Here is a 17,631-nt window from a genome sequence, read left to right as displayed (position 1 = left end):
ACGCCGGACGGGCTCGACTTCTCAAGCCCGTCCGGCGTTGTCATGGCGGTGCACCGGCTGTGCGCGTGTGCGCTACCTCACGAACACTCCCGCCTGGCCGGCCAGGTCCAGGAAGTACTGCGGGGCGAGGCCCAGCACCAGCGTGACCGCGACACCGACCGCGATCGTCGTCATCGTCAGCGGGGACGGGACGGCGACCGTCGGGCCGTCCGCCTTCGGCTCGCTGAAGAACATCAGCACGATGACGCGGATGTAGAAGAACGCGGCGATCGCCGAGGAGATCACACCGACCACGACCAGGCCGCCCGCGCCGCCGTCGGCCGCGGCCTTGAAGACGGCGAACTTCCCCGAGAACCCGGAGGTGAGCGGGATACCGGCGAAGGCCAGCAGGAACACCGCGAAGACCGCGGCGACCAGCGGCGAGCGCCGGCCGAGCCCGGCCCACTTCGACAGGTGCGTCGCCTCGCCGCCCGCGTCACGCACCAGGGTGACGACGGCGAACGCGCCGACCGTCACGAAGGAGTACGCGCCCAGGTAGAAGAGGACCGACGAGATGCCGTCCGGGGTGGCCGCGATGACACCGGCGAGGATGAAGCCGGCGTGGGCGATCGAGGAGTAGGCGAGCAGCCGCTTGATGTCGGTCTGGGTGATGGCGACGATCGCACCGCCCAGCATCGTGACGATCGCGACGGCCCACATGACCGGGCGCCAGTCCCAGGCGAGGCCCGGCAGCACCACGTACAGCAGTCGCAGCAGCGCGCCGAACGCCGCGACCTTGGTGGCCGCGGCCATGAAGCCGGTCACCGGGGTCGGGGCGCCCTGGTAGACGTCCGGGGTCCACATGTGGAACGGGACGGCGCCGACCTTGAAGAGCAGGCCGGTCAGGATCATCGCGCCGCCGATCAGGAGCAGCGCGTCATTGCCCATGGTGTCGGCGAGCGCCGGATCGATCCGGGTGACCGAGCCGTCGACCACGTTCGCGATGGTGGCGTACGAGACGGAGCCCGCGTAGCCGTACAGCAGGGCGATCCCGAAGAGCAGGAACGCCGACGAGAAGGCACCGAGCAGGAAGTACTTCACCGCGGCCTCCTGCGACATCAGCCGCTTGCGGCGGGCGACGGCGCACAGGAGGTAGAGCGGGAGGGAGAAGACCTCCAGGGCCACGAAGAGGGTCAGCAGGTCGTTGGCCGCCGGGAAGACCAGCATCCCGGCCACGGAGAACAGGACCAGCGGGAAGACCTCGGTCGTGGTGAAGCCGGCCTTGACCGCGGCCTTCTCGCTGTCGCTGCCGGGGACCGATGCGGCCTGTGCGGCGAAGGAGTCGACGCGGTTGCCGTGCGCGGCGGGGTCGAGCCGCCGCTCGGCGAAGGTGAAGACGGCGACCAGCGAGGTCAGCAGGATGGTGCCCTGCAGGAACAGCGTCGGGCCGTCGATCGCGAGGGCGCCCATCGCGGCGATGTGCGCCTTCGTCGTGCCGTACCCTCCGGCCGCCAGGCCGACCACCGCGGCGAACGCGGCGGCGAGGGCGACGACCGTCAGGAAGACCTGTGTGTAGTAGCGGGACCGGCGCGGCACGAAAGCCTCGACGAGCACGCCCACGACGGCGACACCGATCACGATGAGCACCGGGGTCAGCTGGGTGTACTCGATGACCGGTGCCTTGAATTTCTCGGCCGGGGCGGCCGATGTCACCCCGCCCGCCGTCGTCCACAGGCTGTGGACAGCTGTTGCGCTCACTTGGCGGCCTCCACCTCAGGCTGGGGGTCCTTCTTCTGGACGTCCGACATGGTGTGCTGCACCGCCGGATTCACGATCTCCGTCAGCGGCTTCGGATAGACACCCAGGAAGAGCAGCAGCGCGATCAGCGGGAGAACCACCGCCAGCTCCCGGACCTTGAGATCCGCCATGCCCCGGACCTCTGCCTTCACCGGGCCCGTCATCGTCCGCTGGTAGAGGACTAGGACGTACAGCGCGGCGAGCACGATGCCGGTCGTGGCGACGATGCCGGCCGCCGGGTACGCGCTGAACGTGCCGACCAGGACCAGGAACTCACTGACGAACGGGGCGAGTCCGGGCAGCGACAGGGTGGCCAGACCACCGATCAGGAAGGTGCCGGCCAGGACGGGCGCCACCTTCTGCACCCCGCCGTAGTCGGCGATGAGCCGCGAGCCGCGCCGGGTGATCAGGAAGCCCGCCACCAGCATCAGCGCGGCCGTCGAGATCCCGTGGTTGACCATGTAGAGCGTGGCGCCCGACTGACCCTGGCTCGTCATCGCGAAGATGCCGAGGATGATGAAGCCGAAGTGCGAGATCGACGCGTAGGCGATCAGCCGCTTGATGTCGCGCTGGCCGACGGCGAGCAGCGCCCCGTACACGATGCTGATCAGCGCCAGGACGACGATCACCGGCGTCGCCCACTTGCTGGCCTCGGGGAAGAGCTGGAGGCAGAAGCGGAGCATCGCGAAGGTGCCGACCTTGTCGACGACCGCGGTGATCAGGACGGCGACCGGGGAGGTCGCCTCGCCCATGGCGTTGGGCAGCCAGGTGTGCAGCGGCCACAGCGGGGCCTTCACCGCGAAGGCGAAGAAGAACCCGAGGAAGAGCCAGCGCTCCGTACCGGTCGCCATGGAGAGCGAGCCGCTGGCCCGCGCCTCGGCGATCTCGGAGAGCGAGAACGTCCCCGCGACCACGTACAGCCCGATCACGGCGGCCAGCATGATGAGCCCGCCGACCAGGTTGTAGAGGAGGAACTTGACGGCGGCGTAGGAGCGTTGCGCCGCCGCGTTCTCGTCGCTGCCGGTGTGTGCCCGGTCCCCGAAGCCGCCGATGAGGAAGTACATCGGGATGAGCATGGCTTCGAAGAGGATGTAGAAGAGGAAGACGTCGGTGGCCTCGAAGGAGAGGATCACCATCGCTTCGACCATCAGGATCAGGGCGAAGAAGCCCTGGGTCGGCCGCCAGCGCGAGGACTTCGTTTCCAGGGGGTCGGCGTCGTGCCAGCCCGCCAGGATGACGAAGGGGATCAGCAGGGCGGTGAGCGCCATGAGCGCCACCCCGATGCCGTCCACGCCCAGTTCGTACCGGACACCGAAGTCCTTGATCCAGGCATGCGATTCGGTGAGCTGGTAGCGGGCGCCGCCGGGCTCGAACCTGGCGAGCGCGATGCCCGCCAGCACGAGCGTGGCCAGCGAGAACAGCAGCGCCAGCCATTTGGCCGCGGTGCGCCGGGCGGCGGGGACGGCGGCGGTGGCGATCGCACCGATCGCCGGGAGGGCCGCCGTCGCCGTCAGGAGGGGAAAGGACATGGTGATCAGACCGCCCTCATCAGCAGGGTCGCGGCGATGAGGACCGCCGTACCGCCGAACATCGAGACCGCGTAGGAGCGGGCGTAGCCGTTCTGCAGCTTGCGCAGCCGGCCGGAGAGCCCGCCCATCGAGGCGGCCGTGCCGTTGACGACGCCGTCGACCAGGGTGTGGTCGACATACACCAGGGAGCGGGTGAGGTGCTCGCCGCCGCGGACCAGGACCACATGGTTGAAGTCGTCCTGGAGGAGATCGCGACGGGCCGCCCGGGTGAGCAGCGAGCCGCGCGGGGCGACGACCGGGACCGGCTTGCGTCCGTACATCGCCCAGGCGATGGCGACACCGACGACGAGCACCACCATCGTGGCCGCCGTGACGGTCGTGGCGCTGACCGGGGCGTGCCCGTGGCTGTGCCCGGTGACCGGCTCCAGCCAGTTCAGGAAGCGGTCGCCGATGGAGAAGAGGCCTCCGGCGAAGACCGACCCGAAAGCCAGGACGATCATGGGGATGGTCATCGACTTCGGGGACTCGTGCGGATGCGGCTCGTTCCCCTGCTCGTCCGGCTGCCAGCGCTTCTCTCCGAAGAACGTCAGCAGCATCACGCGCGTCATGTAGAACGCGGTGATCGCGGCGCCCAGCAGGGCCACCGAGCCGAGGATCCAGCCCTCGGTGCCGCCCTTGGCGAAGGCCGCCTCGATGATCTTGTCCTTGGAGAAGAAGCCGGACAGGCCGGGGAAGCCGATGATCGCCAGATAGCCGAGGCCGAAGGTGATGAAGGTGACCGGCATGTACTTCCGCAGGCCGCCGAACTTCCGCATGTCGACCTCGTCGTTCATGCCGTGCATGACCGAACCGGCGCCGAGGAAGAGCCCCGCCTTGAAGAAGCCGTGCGTCACCAGGTGCATGATCGCGAAGACATAGCCGATCGGGCCGAGCCCGGCGGCCAGGATCATGTACCCGATCTGCGACATCGTCGACCCGGCGAGGGCCTTCTTGATGTCGTCCTTCGCGCAACCGACGATCGCACCGAAGAGCAGCGTGACCGCGCCGACGACCACGACGACCAGCTGTGCGTCCGGCGCGGCGTTGAAGATCGCGCCGGAGCGGACGATGAGGTAGACGCCCGCGGTCACCATGGTCGCGGCGTGGATGAGGGCCGAGACCGGGGTCGGGCCCTCCATCGCGTCACCGAGCCAGGACTGCAGCGGCACCTGGGCCGACTTGCCGCAGGCCGCCAGCAGCAGCATCAGGCCGATCGCCGTCAGCTTGCCCTCGCTCGTCTGGCCGGTCTCCGCGAGCACGGGACCGAAGGCGAACGTGCCGAAGGTGGTGAACATCAGCATGATCGCGATCGACAGGCCCATGTCGCCGACGCGGTTGACCAGGAATGCCTTCTTGGCGGCCGTGGCCGCGCTGGGCTTGTGCTGCCAGAAGCCGATCAGCAGGTACGACGCCAGACCGACGCCCTCCCACCCGACGTACAGCAGCAGGTAGTTGTCCGCGATGACCAGGATCAGCATCGCCGCGAGGAACAGGTTCAGATAGCCGAAGAAGCGGCGCCGGCGCTCGTCGTGCGCCATGTAGCCGATCGAGTAGATGTGGATCAGGGTGCCCACACCGGTGATCAGCAGCACGAACGTCATCGACAACTGGTCCAGCTGGAAGGCCACATCGGCCCGGAAGCCCTCGACCGGGATCCAGCTGAACAGCTTCTGGTGCAGCGCCCGGTCCTCCGCGCCCTTCCCCAGCATGTCGAGGAAGAGCACGACACCGATGACGAAGGACACGGCGGCGAGCAGGGTGCCGATCCAGTGTCCGGCGCGGTCCAGCCGTCGGCCGCCGCAGAGCAGGACCGCCGCTCCGAGCAGAGGCGCCGCGACGAGCAGCGCAATCAGGTTCTCCACGATTCAACGTCCCCTTACAGCTTCATCAGGCTGGCGTCGTCGACCGAGGCCGAGTGGCGGGAACGGAACACCGACACGATGATCGCGAGCCCGACCACGACCTCCGCGGCGGCGACGACCATCGTGAAGAAGGCGATGATCTGGCCGTCGAGATTGCCGTGCATCCGGGAGAAGGTCACGAACGCGAGGTTGCAGGCGTTGAGCATCAGCTCCACGCACATGAACACCACGATCGCGTTCCGCCGGATCAGCACCCCGGCCGCACCGATCGTGAACAACAGGGCGGCCAGATAGAGGTAGTTGACCGGATTCACTTGGCGACCTCCTCGTCTTCGTTGTCCCGGCCGAGCCGCTCCTCGGCGCGCTGCTCCAGCGCCTTGAGCCGGTCCAGCGACTCGTTCGACACATCGCGGATCTGGCCGCGGCTGCGCAGCGTCTGCATGACGGTGAGCTCGGACGGTGTGCCGTCCGGGAGCAGACCCGGGATGTCCACGGCGTTGTGCCGGGCGTAGACGCCGGGGGCGGGCAGCGGCGGCAGCTGCTTGCCGCGTACGCGCGCCTCGGACATCTCCCGCTGGGTCCTTGCCCGTTCGGTGCGCTCCCGGTGGGTGAGCACCATCGCGCCGACCGTCGCCGTGATCAGCAGGGCGCCGGTGATCTCGAAGGCGAAGACGTACTTGGTGAAGATGAGGCTGGCCAGCCCCTCGATGTTCCCGCCGTGCTCGGTGTTGGCGGTGCCGAGACCGTTGAAGCTGTTCAGCGAGGCGTTGCCGATGCCCGCGATCAGCAGGACCCCGAAGCCGATCCCGCAGCCCGCGGCGAGCCAGCGCTGGCCCTTGAGGGTCTCCTTCAGCGAATCGGCCGCCGTGACACCGACGAGCATGACCACGAAGAGGAACAGCATCATGATCGCGCCGGTGTAGACGACGATCTGGACGACACCCAGGAAGTAGGCGCCGTTGGCGAGGTAGAACACCGCCAGGACGATCATGGTCCCGGCGAGGCTCAGCGCGCTGTGCACGGCCTTCTTCATCAGTACGGTGGACAGCGCGCCGAGCACGGCGACGATGCCCAGCACCCAGAACTGGACGGCCTCGCCGGTCGAGGTCTGGGAGGCCGCCGCGGCCAGGCCGGTCATGCGTCCACCTCCCGCGCCGAGCCGTTGTTCTCGCGGTCGCCGTCCGACGGCTTCTCGCCCTTGGAGACCGCGGTCTGACGCTCCGTGCCGGGCGCGGCCTCGGTGACCAGACCCCGGTAGTAGTCCTGCTCGTCCATCCCGGGGTAGATCGCGTGCGGGGTGTCGACCATGCCCTCCTCCAGGCCCGCGAGCAGCTCGTCCTTGGTGTAGATCAGGCTCTCGCGAGTGGTGTTGGCGAGCTCGAACTCATTGGTCATCGTCAGCGCCCGGGTCGGGCACGCCTCGATGCACAGTCCGCAGAGAATGCAGCGCGCGTAGTTGATCTGGTAGACGCGGCCGTAGCGCTCACCCGGGGAGTAGCGCTCCTCGTCGGTGTTGTCCGCGCCCTCCACATAGATCGCGTCCGCCGGACAGGCCCAGGCACACAGCTCACAGCCGACGCACTTCTCCAGACCGTCCGGGTGACGGTTGAGCTGATGCCGGCCGTGGAAGCGCGGCGCCGTCACCTTCTGCGTTTCCGGATACTGCTCGGTCAACCGCTTCTTGAACATGGCCTTGAAGGTCACGCCGAAGCCGGCGACGGGGTTCTGGAACTTCTCCCCCGAGGGTTCTGATGACTCAGACACCGTCAGCCTCCTTTCCGTCACTCGAATTTCCGTCACTCTCAGTATCCGACCCACCACTGACAACGAGCTCCCGCTCGCCGCGCGGCCTGCGGCGCGGCACCGGCGGCAGGGTCTGTCCGGGCAGTGGCGGCACCGGGAATCCGCCCGCCATCGGGTCGAACGCGGGCTCCGGTCCGGCGTCCGCCGCCTCGGCCCGGCCCTTCTTGTCGCGGAAGATGTCGGCGACGAAGGAGATCAGCAGGATCGCGATCACGGCCCCGGCCACGTACAGCACGATCTTCGAGAAGTCGTAGCCCTCGTTGCGCAGCGCCCGCACCGTCGCGACCAGCATCAGCCAGACCAGCGAGACCGGGATCAGGACCTTCCAGCCGAGCTTCATCAGCTGGTCGTAGCGGACCCGGGGCAGCGTGCCGCGCAGCCAGATGAAGAAGAACAGCAGCAACTGGACCTTGATGACGAACCAGAGCATCGGCCACCAGCCCTGGTTCGCACCCTCCCAGAAGGTGCTGATCGGCCACGGGGCCCGCCAGCCGCCCAGGAACAGGGTCGTGGAGACCGCCGAGACGGTGACCATGTTGACGTACTCGGCGAGCATGAACATCGCGAACTTGATCGACGAGTACTCGGTGTTGAAGCCGCCGACGAGGTCGCCCTCGGACTCCGGCATGTCGAACGGGGCCCGGTTGGTCTCACCGACCATCGTGACGATGTAGATGATGAAGGAGACCGGCAGCAGCAGGATGAACCAGCGGTCCTGCTGCGCCTCCACGATCTTCGAGGTCGACATCGACCCGGAGTAGAGGAAGACCGAGGCGAACGCGGCGCCCATCGCGATCTCGTAGCTGATCATCTGCGCGCAGGAGCGCAGGCCGCCGAGGAGCGGGTACGTCGATCCGGACGACCAGCCCGCCAGCACGATGCCGTAGATCCCGACCGAGGCGACCGCGAGGATGTAGAGCATCGCGATGGGCAGGTCGGTGAGCTGCATCGCCGTACGGTGCCCGAAGATCGAGACCTGGTTGTCGGACGGGCCGAACGGGATCACCGCGATCGCCATGAACGCCGGAATGGCGGCGACGATCGGCGCCAGCACGTACACGACCTTGTCGGCCCGTTTGACGACGACGTCTTCCTTCAGCATCAGCTTGATGCCGTCGGCGAGCGACTGGAGCATGCCCCAGGGGCCGTGCCTGTTGGGTCCGATGCGCAGCTGCATCCAGGCGACGACCTTGCGCTCCCACACGATGGAGAAGAGCACGGTCACCATCAGGAAGGCGAAGCAGAACACCGCCTTGATGACGACGAGCCACCACGGGTCGGTGCCGAACATCGACAGATCCTCGGCGGCGAGTACGGCGTGGTGCGGTGCCGCGGCCAGTTGAGCGAAGGCAGTCACGCCCTCACCTCCGGTGTGATGTCGGGAGTGCCCGGTGCGGCGGGGCCGATCCGGACCAGACCGCCGGGCCGGGCACCGGTGTCGGCCGGGATGCCCCGCCCGACGGAGTTCAGCGGCACCCAGACCACGCGGTCCGGCATGTCGGTGACCTTCAACGGGAGTTCGACGCTGCCCGCAGGGCCGGTGACGGCCAGCAGATCGCCGTCCTTCACACCCGTCTCGGCCGCGGTGACGGCGGAGAGCCTGGCGACCGAGGCGTGCCGGGTGCCGGCCAGCGCTTCGTCGCCCTCCTGGAGCCGGCCCAGGTCGAGGAGCATCCGGTGGCCCGCGAGGATCGCCTCCCCGTCTCCGGGCCTGGGCAGCGGTCGCGCCGACTCGTTCGGGTCGGTGGCGTGCGCGCCGGCCCAGCCGCCGAGCCGGTCCAGCTCACGGCGTACGGACTTCAGGTCCGGCAGCGCGAAATGGGTGTCCATGGCGTCGGCCAGCATGTGCAGCACCCGGGCATCGGTCGGCGCGAGCGTCCGCGTCATCTGCTCGGGCTTCAGCGCGGCCTCGAACATCCGCGCCCTGCCCTCCCAGTTGAGGAAGGTGCCGGGCTTCTCGGCCACCGCGGCGACCGGGAGGACCACATCGGCCCGCTCGGTCACCTCGCTGGGCCGCAGCTCCAGCGAGACCAGGAATCCGACCTGGTCCAGGGCCTCCAGGGCCCGCGCCGGGTTCGGCAGGTCCACGGGCTCGACCCCGGCGACGAGCAGCGCGCCCAGTTCGCCGGTGGCCGCGGCCTCCACGATCTGGCCGGTGTCACGGCCGAAGCGGGACGGGAGTTCGGCGACGTTCCAGACGGCCGCCACCTCGTCCCTGGCCCGCGGGTCGGTCGCCGGCCGGCCGCCGGGCAGCAGCGACGGAAGCGCGCCCGCCTCCACCGCGGCGCGCTCGCCGGCCCGCCGCGGGATCCACACCAGCGCGGCCCCGGTCGCGGTGGCGGTCCGTACCGCGGCGGTCAGTCCGCCCGGCACCGCGGCCAGCCGCTCGCCGACCACGATCACCGCACCCTCGCCGCGCAGCGCCTCGGCCGCGACGGCTCCGTCGCCGTCGAGTCCGACGCCGCCCGCGATCGCGTCCAGCCACTCGGTCTCGGTACCGGGGGCGGCGTGGAGCAGTGTGCCGCCCGCCTTCTCCAGTCCTCGGGTGGCATGCGAGGCGACGGCGAACGTGCGCTGCCCGTGCTTGCGGTTCGCCTTGCGCAGCCGCAGGAAGACGCCGGGTGCCTCCTCCTCCGACTCGAACCCGACCAGCAGCACCGTCGGGGCCTTCTCCAGCGAGGTGTACGTGACACCCGTGCCGTCCAGGTCCCGGCCCCGCCCGGCGACGCGGGCGGCCAGGAAGTCGGCCTCCTCGCCGCTGTGCGCCCGCGCCCGGAAGTCGATGTCGTTCGTGTCGAGGGCGACCCGGGCGAACTTGCTGTACGCGTACGCGTCCTCGACAGTCAGCCGGCCGCCGGTGAGGACACCCGTCCTGCCGCGTGCGGCGGTCAGTCCGGCGGCCGCGGCGGCCAGCGCCTCGGGCCAGCTCGCCGGTTCCAGGACACCGTCCGCGTTGCGTACCAGCGGGGTGGTGAGCCGGTCCCGTTGCTGCGCGTAGCGGAAGCCGAAGCGGCCCTTGTCGCAGACCCACTCCTCGTTGACCTCGGGGTCGTTGGCGGCGAGCCGCCGCATGACCTTGCCGCGCCGGTGGTCGGTACGGGTGGCACAGCCGCCCGCGCAGTGCTCGCACACCGACGGCGACGACACCAGGTCGAAGGGCCGGGACCGGAACCGGTACGCCGCAGAGGTCAGCGCCCCGACCGGGCAGATCTGGATGGTGTTCCCGGAGAAGTACGACTCGAACGGGTCGCCCTCGCCCGTACCCACCTGCTGGAGGGCGCCGCGCTCGATCAGCTCGATCATCGGGTCGCCCGCCACCTGGTTGGAGAAGCGGGTGCAGCGCGCGCAGAGCACGCACCGCTCGCGGTCCAGCAGTACCTGGGTGGAGATCGGGACGGGCTTCTCGTACGTCCGCTTCTTCCCGTCGAAGCGGGAGTCGGCGTCGCCGTGCGACATCGCCTGGTTCTGCAGCGGGCACTCGCCGCCCTTGTCGCAGACCGGGCAGTCCAGCGGGTGGTTGATGAGCAGCAGCTCCATCACACCCTTCTGCGCCTTCTCGGCGACCGGCGAGGTCAGCTGCGACCGCACCACCATGCCGTCGGTGCAGGTGATGGTGCAGGACGCCATCGGCTTGCGCTGGCCCTCGACCTCGACGATGCACTGGCGGCAGGCGCCGACCGGATCGAGGAGCGGGTGGTCGCAGAAGCGCGGGATCTCGATGCCGAGGAGTTCGGCGGCCCGGATGACCAGGGTGCCCTTGGGCACGCTGATCTCGATGCCGTCGATCGTCAGCGTGACGAGGTCCTCGGGCGGAACGGCCGCCTCGCCGCCCCCGGAGGGCGCACTCGTGGTGACTGTCATGCGTTCACCCCCTGGTGAGCGTTCTTGTCGTCGGCCCAGGCGGTCGACCTGGCGGGATCGAAGGGGCAGCCCCGGCCCGTGATGTGCTGCTCGTACTCCTCGCGGAAGTACTTCAGCGAGGAGAAGATCGGCGAGGCGGCGCCGTCACCGAGGGCGCAGAAGGACTTGCCGTTGATGTTGTCGGCGATGTCGTTCAGCTTGTCGAGGTCGGCCATCTGTCCCTTGCCGGCCTCGATGTCGCGGAGCAACTGGACCAGCCAGTACGTGCCCTCGCGGCACGGTGTGCACTTGCCGCAGGACTCGTGGGCGTAGAACTCGGTCCAGCGGGTGACCGCCCGCACGACGCAGGTCGTCTCGTCGAAGCACTGCAGCGCCTTGGTGCCGAGCATGGAACCGGCGGCGCCGACGCCCTCGTAGTCGAGCGGCACGTCGAGGTGCTCGTCGGTGAACATCGGGGTCGAGGAGCCGCCCGGGGTCCAGAACTTCAGCCGGTGTCCGGGGCGCATGCCGCCGCTCATATCGAGCAGCTGGCGCAGCGTGATGCCGAGCGGGGCCTCGTACTGGCCGGGGCTCGCGACGTGCCCGCTGAGCGAATACAGCGTGAAGCCCGGGGACTTCTCGCTGCCCATCGACTTGAACCAGTCCTTGCCCCGGTTCAGGATCGCGGGAACCGAGGCGATGGATTCGACGTTGTTCACCACAGTGGGGCAGGCGTACAGACCGGCGACCGCGGGGAAGGGCGGCCGCAGCCGGGGCTGGCCGCGTCGTCCTTCGAGCGAGTCGAGGAGTGCGGTCTCCTCACCACAGATGTACGCGCCCGCGCCCGCGTGCACGGTGAGTTCCAGGTCGAGCCCCGAGCCCAGGATGTTCGTCCCGAGGTAGCCCGCCTCGTACGCCTCGCGCACGGCCTCGTGCAACCGCCGCAGCACGGGGACGACTTCACCGCGCAGATAGATGAAGGCGTGCGAGGAACGGATCGCGTAGCAGGCGATCACGATGCCCTCGATGAGGGAGTGCGGGTTGGCGAAGAGGAGCGGGATGTCCTTGCAGGTCCCGGGCTCCGACTCGTCGGCGTTGACGACCAGGTAGTGCGGTTTGCCATCGCCCTGCGGGATGAACTGCCACTTCATCCCGGTGGGGAAGCCCGCGCCGCCGCGGCCGCGCAGACCGGAGTCCTTGACGTACGCGATGAGGTCGTCCGGCGACATGGCGAGGGCCTTGCGCAGCCCCTCGTATCCCTCGTGGCGCCGGTAGGTCTCCAGGGTCCAGGATTCCGGTTCGTCCCAGAAGGCGGAGAGGACGGGGGCGAGCAGCTTCTCGGGGCTGCCCCCGCTGCCGTTGTCGTTGATCTGGGTTGCCAACGTCATCACTCTCCCTCCTCGCCTGTCGGGCCGGACGGGTGCTCCGGGTTCTGCGGGGCATCGGCGTGCCCCGACTCACCCCGCGGGGCGACGACCCTCGGGGGCGTCTCCTCGCCCCTGGCGAGCCGGAGTCCGATCAGCGAGGCGGGACCCGCGCCACCGGACGCCTCGACGGCGCCGGGGCGTGTGTCGGGGAAGCCGGCCAGGATCCGGGACGTCTCCTTGTACGAGCACAGGGGCGCGCCGCGGGTGGGTTCGACGGTGCGCCCGGCGATCAGGTCGTCGACCAGCCGTGTCGCGCTCTCGGGGGTCTGGTTGTCGAAGAACTCCCAGTTGACCATCACCACGGGAGCGAAGTCGCAGGCCGCGTTGCACTCGATGTGTTCGAGGGTGACCTTGCCGTCCTCGGTCGTCTCGTCGTTGCCGACGCCGAGGTGATCCTTGAGCCGGTCGAAGATGGCGTCGCCGCCCATCACCGCGCACAGGGTGTTGGTGCAGACACCGACCTGGTACTCGCCGCTCGGCTTGCGCCGGTACATCGTGTAGAAGGTGGCGACCGCGGTGACCTCGGCGGTGGTGAGGCCGAGCTGCTCGGCACAGAACGCCATGCCCGTACGGGAGACGAAGCCCTCCTCGGCCTGCACCAGGTGCAGCAGCGGCAGCAGGGCGGAGCGGCTGCCGGGGTAGCGGGCGATCACCTCCTTCGCGTCCGCTTCGAGCCTGGCGCGCACCTCGGCCGGGTAGGCGGGGGCGGGGAGCTGCGGCATCCCCAGACTGACTTCCTGACGTGCTTCGGTCACCGGTCGACGCCTCCCATCACGGGGTCGATGGACGCGACGGCGACGATGACGTCGGCGACCTGGCCGCCCTCGCACATCGCCGCCATGGCCTGCAGATTGGTGAAGGACGGGTCGCGGAAGTGGACCCGGTAGGGGCGGGTGCCGCCGTCCGAGACGACATGGACGCCCAGCTCGCCCTTGGGCGATTCGACCGCGGTGTAGACCTGTCCGGGCGGGACGCGGAATCCCTCGGTCACCAGCTTGAAGTGGTGGATCAGGGCCTCCATGGAGGTGCCCATGATCTTCTTGATGTGGTCCAGCGAGTTGCCGAGCCCGTCCGGTCCGAGCGCGAGCTGCGCCGGCCAGGCGATCTTCTTGTCGGCGACCATCACCGGTCCGGGGGCGAGCCGGTCGATGCACTGCTCGATGATCCGCAGCGACTGGCGCATCTCCTCCAGCCGGATGAGGAAGCGGCCGTAGGCGTCGCAGCTGTCGGCGGTGGGGACGTCGAACTCGTAGTTCTCGTATCCGCAGTAGGGGTCCGTCTTGCGCAGGTCGTGCGGGAGCCCGGCGGAGCGCAGGATCGGGCCGGTGGCGCCGAGTGCCATGCAGCCGGTCAGGTCGAGATAGCCGACGTCCTGCATACGGGCCTTGAAGATCGGATTGCCGGTGGCGAGCTTGTCGTACTCCGGCAGGTTCTTCTTCATGGTCTTCACGAACTCGCGGAGCTGGTCGACCGCGCCGGGCGGCAGGTCCTGAGCGAGTCCGCCGGGCCGGATGAACGCGTGGTTCATCCGCAGCCCGGTGATCAGCTCGAAGAGATCGAGGACGAGTTCACGATCACGGAAGCCGTAGATCATGATCGTGGTGGCGCCGAGCTCCATGCCGCCGGTGGCGATGCACACCAGGTGGGAGGAGATCCGGTTGAGCTCCATCAGGAGCACGCGCAGGACGGTGGCCCGGTCCGGGATCTGGTCCTCGATGCCGAGCAGCTTCTCGACGCCCAGGCAGTACGCCGCCTCGTTGAAGAACGGCGTCAGGTAGTCCATGCGCGTCACGAAGGTGGTGCCCTGGGTCCAGTTCCGGAATTCGAGGTTCTTCTCGATGCCGGTGTGGAGATAGCCGATGCCGCAGCGGGCCTCGGTGACGGTCTCGCCGTCGATCTCCAGGATCAGCCGCAGCACCCCGTGCGTGGACGGGTGCTGGGGACCCATGTTGACGATGATGCGCTCGTCGTCGGACTTGACCGCGGACTCGACGACCTCGTCCCAGTCGCCGCCGGTGACGGTGTATACGGTCCCCTCGGTCGTGTCGCGGGCATCCGAGAGGGGCGTCCCGGAAGGACCCGGTGAGGGGTGGGCATGGGAAGTAGACATCAGGAGTACGACCTCCGCTGGTCCGGAGCCGGGATCTGGGCGCCCTTGTACTCGACGGCGATGCCGCCGAGCGGATAGTCCTTGCGCTGCGGGAAGCCCTGCCAGTCGTCCGGCATCATGATCCGGGTGAGGGCGGGATGACCGTCGAAGACGAGCCCGAAGAAGTCGTAGGCCTCGCGCTCGTGCCAGTCGTTGGTCGGGTAGACCTCGACGAGCGACGGGATGTGCGGATCGCTGTCCGGGGCCGACACCTCCAGGCGGATCACCCGGCCGTGCGTGATCGAGCGCAGGTGGTAGACGGCGTGCAGCTCGCGGCCCTTGTCGCCGAGGAAGTGGACGCCGCCCACGCCGGTACAGAGCTCGAAGCGCAGCGCCGGGTCGTCGCGCAGGGTGCGGGCGACCCGGACCAGGTGCTCGCGGGCGATGTGGAAGGTGAGTTCGCCGCGGTCGACGACGGTCTTCTCGATGGCGTTGGCGGGAAGCAGGTCCTGTTCCTCCAGGGCCCCTTCGAGCTCGTCCGCGACCTCGTCGAACCAGCCGCCGTACGGACGGGACGTGGCGCCCGGCAGGGTCACCGTGCGGACGAGGCCGCCGTAGCCGGAGGTGTCGCCGCCGTTGTCGGCGCCGAACATGCCCTTGCGTACGCCGATGACCTCGCCGGTCTCGTCACGCGGTGCGGGCACGCCGTTGTTGCTCTGCTCGTCGTGATGACGGTTCTCGCTCACCGCAGCAGCCCCTTCATCTCGATCAGGGGCAGTGCCTTGAGGGCCGCGTCCTCCGCCTCGCGGGCGGCCTCCTCCGCGTTGACCCCGAGCTTGGAGCTCTGGATCTTCTGGTGGAGCTTGAGGATCGCGTCCATCAGCATCTCGGGCCGCGGCGGGCAGCCCGGCAAATAGATGTCAACAGGAACAATGTGATCAACACCTTGAACAATGGCGTAATTGTTGAACATCCCGCCCGATGATGCGCAAACCCCCATGGAGATCACCCACTTGGGGTTGGGCATCTGGTCGTAGACCTGCCGCAGGACGGGCGCCATCTTCTGGCTGACCCGTCCCGCCACGATCATCAGATCCGCCTGCCGCGGCGATCCGCGGAAGACCTCCATCCCGAAACGGGCCAGGTCGTAGCGCCCGGCCCCGGTGGTCATCATCTCGATGGCGCAGCAGGCGAGGCCGAAGGTGGCGGGGAAGACGGACGACTTCCGCACCCAGCCGGCGGCCTGCTCGACAGTGGTCAGCACGAAGCCGCTGGGCAGCTTCTCTTCGAGTCCCATGGTGTGCCCCTCAGCCCCTCAGTCCCATTCCAGGCCGCCGCGACGCCACACATACGCGTAGGCGACGAAGACGGTGAGCACGAAGAGCAGCATCTCCACGAGCCCGAAGATCCCCAGGGCGTCGAAGGTGACCGCCCAGGGATAGAGGAAGACGATCTCGATGTCGAAGACGATGAAGAGCATCGCCGTCAGGTAGTACTTGATGGGGAAGCGGCCGCCTCCGGCTGGAGTGGGGGTGGGTTCGATACCGCACTCGTACGCTTCGAGCTTTGCTCGGTTGTACCGCTTCGGGCCGATAAGCGTGGCCATGACCACGGAGAAGATCGCAAACCCTGCCCCGAGGGCGCCGAGCACGAGGATGGGCGCGTAGGCATTCACGCTCCTCGCTCCTTCCAGTCGTCCTTGACCGTTGGACCGCATCGGGCGATTCGGCTCGCCACCCCACCAAGATCGTGCACATGTGAGGCAGTTCACAAGCCCGACTGCCCCGCATCCTATGCCCGCCATCCTGTGATCTGCGACACGGGGTACGACAACGAGTTTGTGATCTCCACCACCCGGCGAAGGCTCACGAAGCCACCTGAGCGGTGATCTTCGTACGTAAAGCGGCCGAGCGGTCACGAGACGTGACATCTGATGCTGTTAGCGCTGGTCAACACGGTGTTGCACTAACAATCAGATACCCGTGGAGGCAAATTGGCAATGGACGGCCTGGGAGTGATAAGGGGGTCTGCCCCACTCTGGCCTCACTCGAGCGAGGGGACCCCGGGGAGCGAAGTGGACGTGTGCACCCATTCACGATCTTCCGGATGAATGGCCGCGGCCGAAATCCGACGGCCTTTCAGACGAGGAGCGCACACACCTCCCCACGCCACGGTCACCCTGTGACCTGCGTCACTTCAATCAGGCGCCGATAAAAGCGGGCTTGGCCATCGGTATCAACGGATGGTAAGCGGCGGGCAATTCGGGCGTATTACCGAAAGTCCGTGATCACAGCGCTGATCAAGCGTGCCCGGTTTGCCCGTTACGGCGTCAATAAGGGCCATCAGGAAGCGGATTCACAGATTCCGGACGTAACTGTGTCGCAACACACGTTTCTTGAAGGGAGCCCCGGGGCCCTGATAGCGCTAGTACACATGTCCCACACCGCTCACATACCCAGCCACCGGAAGCCCCGCCGAAACGCGCCGAAGACGGCGCTGCGGGCCGGAGTTGCCGGTGGCGTCCTCAGCACCATCGCGGTGGCAGGCGCTGCCGGTCCGGCCCAGGCCGAGCCGGTGACCCAGACCATCGAGATGCCCACCATCACCGCCGGGCTCTCCACTGCCGTCGCCGCGTCCGCCCAGGCCACGCAGCAGGTCGCCCAGGACCTGCAGACGCAGGCCCAGGAGGACGCCGCCGCCACCACCGCGGCCAAGACCGCCAAGAAGGCCAAGGCCGAGGCGGTCCGCAAGGCAGAGGCCAAGAAGAAGGCGGAGGCCGCCGCCAAGGCCAAGGCGGAAGCCGCCGCCCAGCGCGCTTCCCGCTCCGCCGTCCGTACGACGCTCAGCGCGACCTCCGGCTCCACCGCCGTGGCCTCGACCGCTTCCTCCTCCTCGTCGAGCGCCACCGGCTCCGCCGCGTCCGTCATCGCCTTCGTGAAGGCCCAGGTCGGCGACGCGTACGTGTCCGGCGGCACCGGACCCAACTCGTGGGACTGCTCCGGTCTCGTCCAGGCCGCGTTCCGTTCGGTGGGTGTCGACCTGCCGCGCGTCTCGCAGGCCCAGTCCACCGCGGGCACCCAGGTCTCCCTGAGCAACCTCCAGCCGGGCGACATCCTGTACTGGGGCGGCGCGGGCAGCGCGTACCACGTCGGGGTGTACGTGGGCGGCGGCGAGTTCGTCGGCGCGCAGAACTCCAGCACCGGTGTGGTGCAGCGTCCGCTGTCCTACGACCCGCCGTCGGGCGCGGTCCGCGTTCTCTGAGTCCG

At 68.6% G+C, this 17,631-nt stretch carries 15 protein-coding genes; 1 reads left to right on the top strand and 14 read right to left on the bottom strand.

Annotated elements, in window-relative coordinates; genetic code table 11:
- Nucleotides 1-72: 72 nt before the first annotated feature.
- Genes nuoN through ACIQCZ_RS01985 form a run of 14 tightly spaced genes read right to left on the bottom strand, consistent with a single transcriptional unit; the run spans nucleotide 73 to nucleotide 16,040 of the window.
- Nucleotides 73-1,737: an NADH-quinone oxidoreductase subunit NuoN gene (gene nuoN / locus ACIQCZ_RS02050; protein ID WP_402278810.1), complete on the bottom strand. Its 1,665-nt coding sequence runs from the start codon at nucleotides 1,735-1,737 to the stop codon at nucleotides 73-75.
- Nucleotides 1,734-3,305 carry an NADH-quinone oxidoreductase subunit M gene (locus ACIQCZ_RS02045; RefSeq protein WP_402278808.1) on the bottom strand — a complete coding sequence of 524 codons (1,572 nt, stop codon included), beginning with the start codon at nucleotides 3,303-3,305 and terminating at the stop codon, nucleotides 1,734-1,736. Before ACIQCZ_RS02045 ends, nuoN begins: the two co-directional genes overlap by 4 nt.
- Nucleotides 3,306-3,310: 5 nt before the next feature.
- Entirely contained in the window at nucleotides 3,311-5,206 is a 1,896-nt protein-coding gene (nuoL, locus tag ACIQCZ_RS02040; RefSeq protein ID WP_402278806.1) for an NADH-quinone oxidoreductase subunit L, read from the bottom strand.
- Between the two features lie 14 nt (nucleotides 5,207-5,220).
- Nucleotides 5,221-5,520, bottom strand: coding sequence for an NADH-quinone oxidoreductase subunit NuoK (nuoK, locus tag ACIQCZ_RS02035; RefSeq protein WP_093543641.1), 300 nt, complete (start codon nucleotides 5,518-5,520; stop codon nucleotides 5,221-5,223).
- The gene (locus tag ACIQCZ_RS02030) at nucleotides 5,517-6,344 is read right to left on the bottom strand and encodes an NADH-quinone oxidoreductase subunit J (RefSeq protein WP_402278804.1); all 828 of its coding nucleotides are present in this window, start codon (nucleotides 6,342-6,344) and stop codon (nucleotides 5,517-5,519) included. The genes nuoK and ACIQCZ_RS02030 overlap by 4 nt, the downstream gene beginning before the upstream one ends.
- Nucleotides 6,341-6,970 carry an NADH-quinone oxidoreductase subunit NuoI gene (gene nuoI, locus ACIQCZ_RS02025; protein ID WP_402278802.1) on the bottom strand — a complete coding sequence of 210 codons (630 nt, stop codon included), beginning with the start codon at nucleotides 6,968-6,970 and terminating at the stop codon, nucleotides 6,341-6,343. The genes ACIQCZ_RS02030 and nuoI overlap by 4 nt, the downstream gene beginning before the upstream one ends.
- Entirely contained in the window at nucleotides 6,963-8,366 is a 1,404-nt protein-coding gene (gene nuoH, locus ACIQCZ_RS02020; protein WP_402278800.1) for an NADH-quinone oxidoreductase subunit NuoH, read from the bottom strand. Before nuoH ends, nuoI begins: the two co-directional genes overlap by 8 nt.
- Entirely contained in the window at nucleotides 8,363-10,870 is a 2,508-nt protein-coding gene (locus ACIQCZ_RS02015) for an NADH-quinone oxidoreductase subunit G (RefSeq protein ID WP_402278798.1), read from the bottom strand. Before ACIQCZ_RS02015 ends, nuoH begins: the two co-directional genes overlap by 4 nt.
- On the bottom strand, nucleotides 10,867-12,237 hold the full coding sequence (gene nuoF, locus ACIQCZ_RS02010; protein ID WP_402278796.1) for an NADH-quinone oxidoreductase subunit NuoF: 1,371 nt from the start codon (nucleotides 12,235-12,237) through the stop codon (nucleotides 10,867-10,869). The genes ACIQCZ_RS02015 and nuoF overlap by 4 nt, the downstream gene beginning before the upstream one ends.
- Nucleotides 12,237-12,998, bottom strand: coding sequence for an NADH-quinone oxidoreductase subunit NuoE (nuoE, locus tag ACIQCZ_RS02005; protein ID WP_402280183.1), 762 nt, complete (start codon nucleotides 12,996-12,998; stop codon nucleotides 12,237-12,239). The genes nuoF and nuoE overlap by 1 nt, the downstream gene beginning before the upstream one ends.
- Before the next feature lie 29 nt (nucleotides 12,999-13,027).
- A complete protein-coding gene (locus ACIQCZ_RS02000; RefSeq protein ID WP_376271887.1) occupies nucleotides 13,028-14,386 on the bottom strand; it encodes an NADH-quinone oxidoreductase subunit D in 1,359 nt (452 codons plus the stop codon).
- On the bottom strand, nucleotides 14,386-15,111 hold the full coding sequence (locus ACIQCZ_RS01995; RefSeq protein ID WP_402278794.1) for an NADH-quinone oxidoreductase subunit C: 726 nt from the start codon (nucleotides 15,109-15,111) through the stop codon (nucleotides 14,386-14,388). The genes ACIQCZ_RS02000 and ACIQCZ_RS01995 overlap by 1 nt, the downstream gene beginning before the upstream one ends.
- A complete protein-coding gene (locus ACIQCZ_RS01990; protein ID WP_030975705.1) occupies nucleotides 15,108-15,662 on the bottom strand; it encodes an NADH-quinone oxidoreductase subunit B family protein in 555 nt (184 codons plus the stop codon). Before ACIQCZ_RS01990 ends, ACIQCZ_RS01995 begins: the two co-directional genes overlap by 4 nt.
- 18 nt (nucleotides 15,663-15,680) lie before the next feature.
- Nucleotides 15,681-16,040, bottom strand: coding sequence for an NADH-quinone oxidoreductase subunit A (locus ACIQCZ_RS01985; RefSeq protein WP_003992243.1), 360 nt, complete (start codon nucleotides 16,038-16,040; stop codon nucleotides 15,681-15,683).
- A gap of 758 nt (nucleotides 16,041-16,798) precedes the next feature.
- Between ACIQCZ_RS01985 and ACIQCZ_RS01980 the strand changes: the two genes are divergently transcribed.
- On the top strand, nucleotides 16,799-17,626 hold the full coding sequence (locus ACIQCZ_RS01980; RefSeq protein WP_402278792.1) for a C40 family peptidase: 828 nt from the start codon (nucleotides 16,799-16,801) through the stop codon (nucleotides 17,624-17,626).
- Nucleotides 17,627-17,631 lie beyond the last annotated feature (5 nt).

Source organism: Streptomyces sp. NPDC093149 (genome assembly GCF_044754145.1).
In the GTDB taxonomy this organism is placed as follows: Bacteria; Actinomycetota; Actinomycetes; order Streptomycetales; family Streptomycetaceae; genus Streptomyces.
The sequence above is the reverse complement of the archived record's forward strand: the minus strand, read 5'-3'. Positions and strand labels throughout refer to the sequence as shown.

What these genes read in the sequence shown, in the direction of transcription:
- ACIQCZ_RS02045 (WP_402278808.1), bottom strand. Translation starts at nt 3,305, where the DNA reads ATGTCCTTTCCCCTCCTGACGGCGACGGCGGCCCTCCCGGCGATCGGT.
- ACIQCZ_RS02030 (WP_402278804.1), bottom strand. Translation starts at nt 6,344, where the DNA reads ATGACCGGCCTGGCCGCGGCGGCCTCCCAGACCTCGACCGGCGAGGCC.
- ACIQCZ_RS02015 (WP_402278798.1), bottom strand. Translation starts at nt 10,870, where the DNA reads ATGACAGTCACCACGAGTGCGCCCTCCGGGGGCGGCGAGGCGGCCGTT.
- nuoF (WP_402278796.1), bottom strand. Translation starts at nt 12,237, where the DNA reads ATGACGTTGGCAACCCAGATCAACGACAACGGCAGCGGGGGCAGCCCC.
- nuoE (WP_402280183.1), bottom strand. Translation starts at nt 12,998, where the DNA reads ATGCCGCAGCTCCCCGCCCCCGCCTACCCGGCCGAGGTGCGCGCCAGG.
- ACIQCZ_RS02000 (WP_376271887.1), bottom strand. Translation starts at nt 14,386, where the DNA reads ATGTCTACTTCCCATGCCCACCCCTCACCGGGTCCTTCCGGGACGCCC.
- ACIQCZ_RS01990 (WP_030975705.1), bottom strand. Translation starts at nt 15,662, where the DNA reads ATGGGACTCGAAGAGAAGCTGCCCAGCGGCTTCGTGCTGACCACTGTC.
- ACIQCZ_RS01980 (WP_402278792.1), top strand. Translation starts at nt 16,799, where the DNA reads ATGTCCCACACCGCTCACATACCCAGCCACCGGAAGCCCCGCCGAAAC.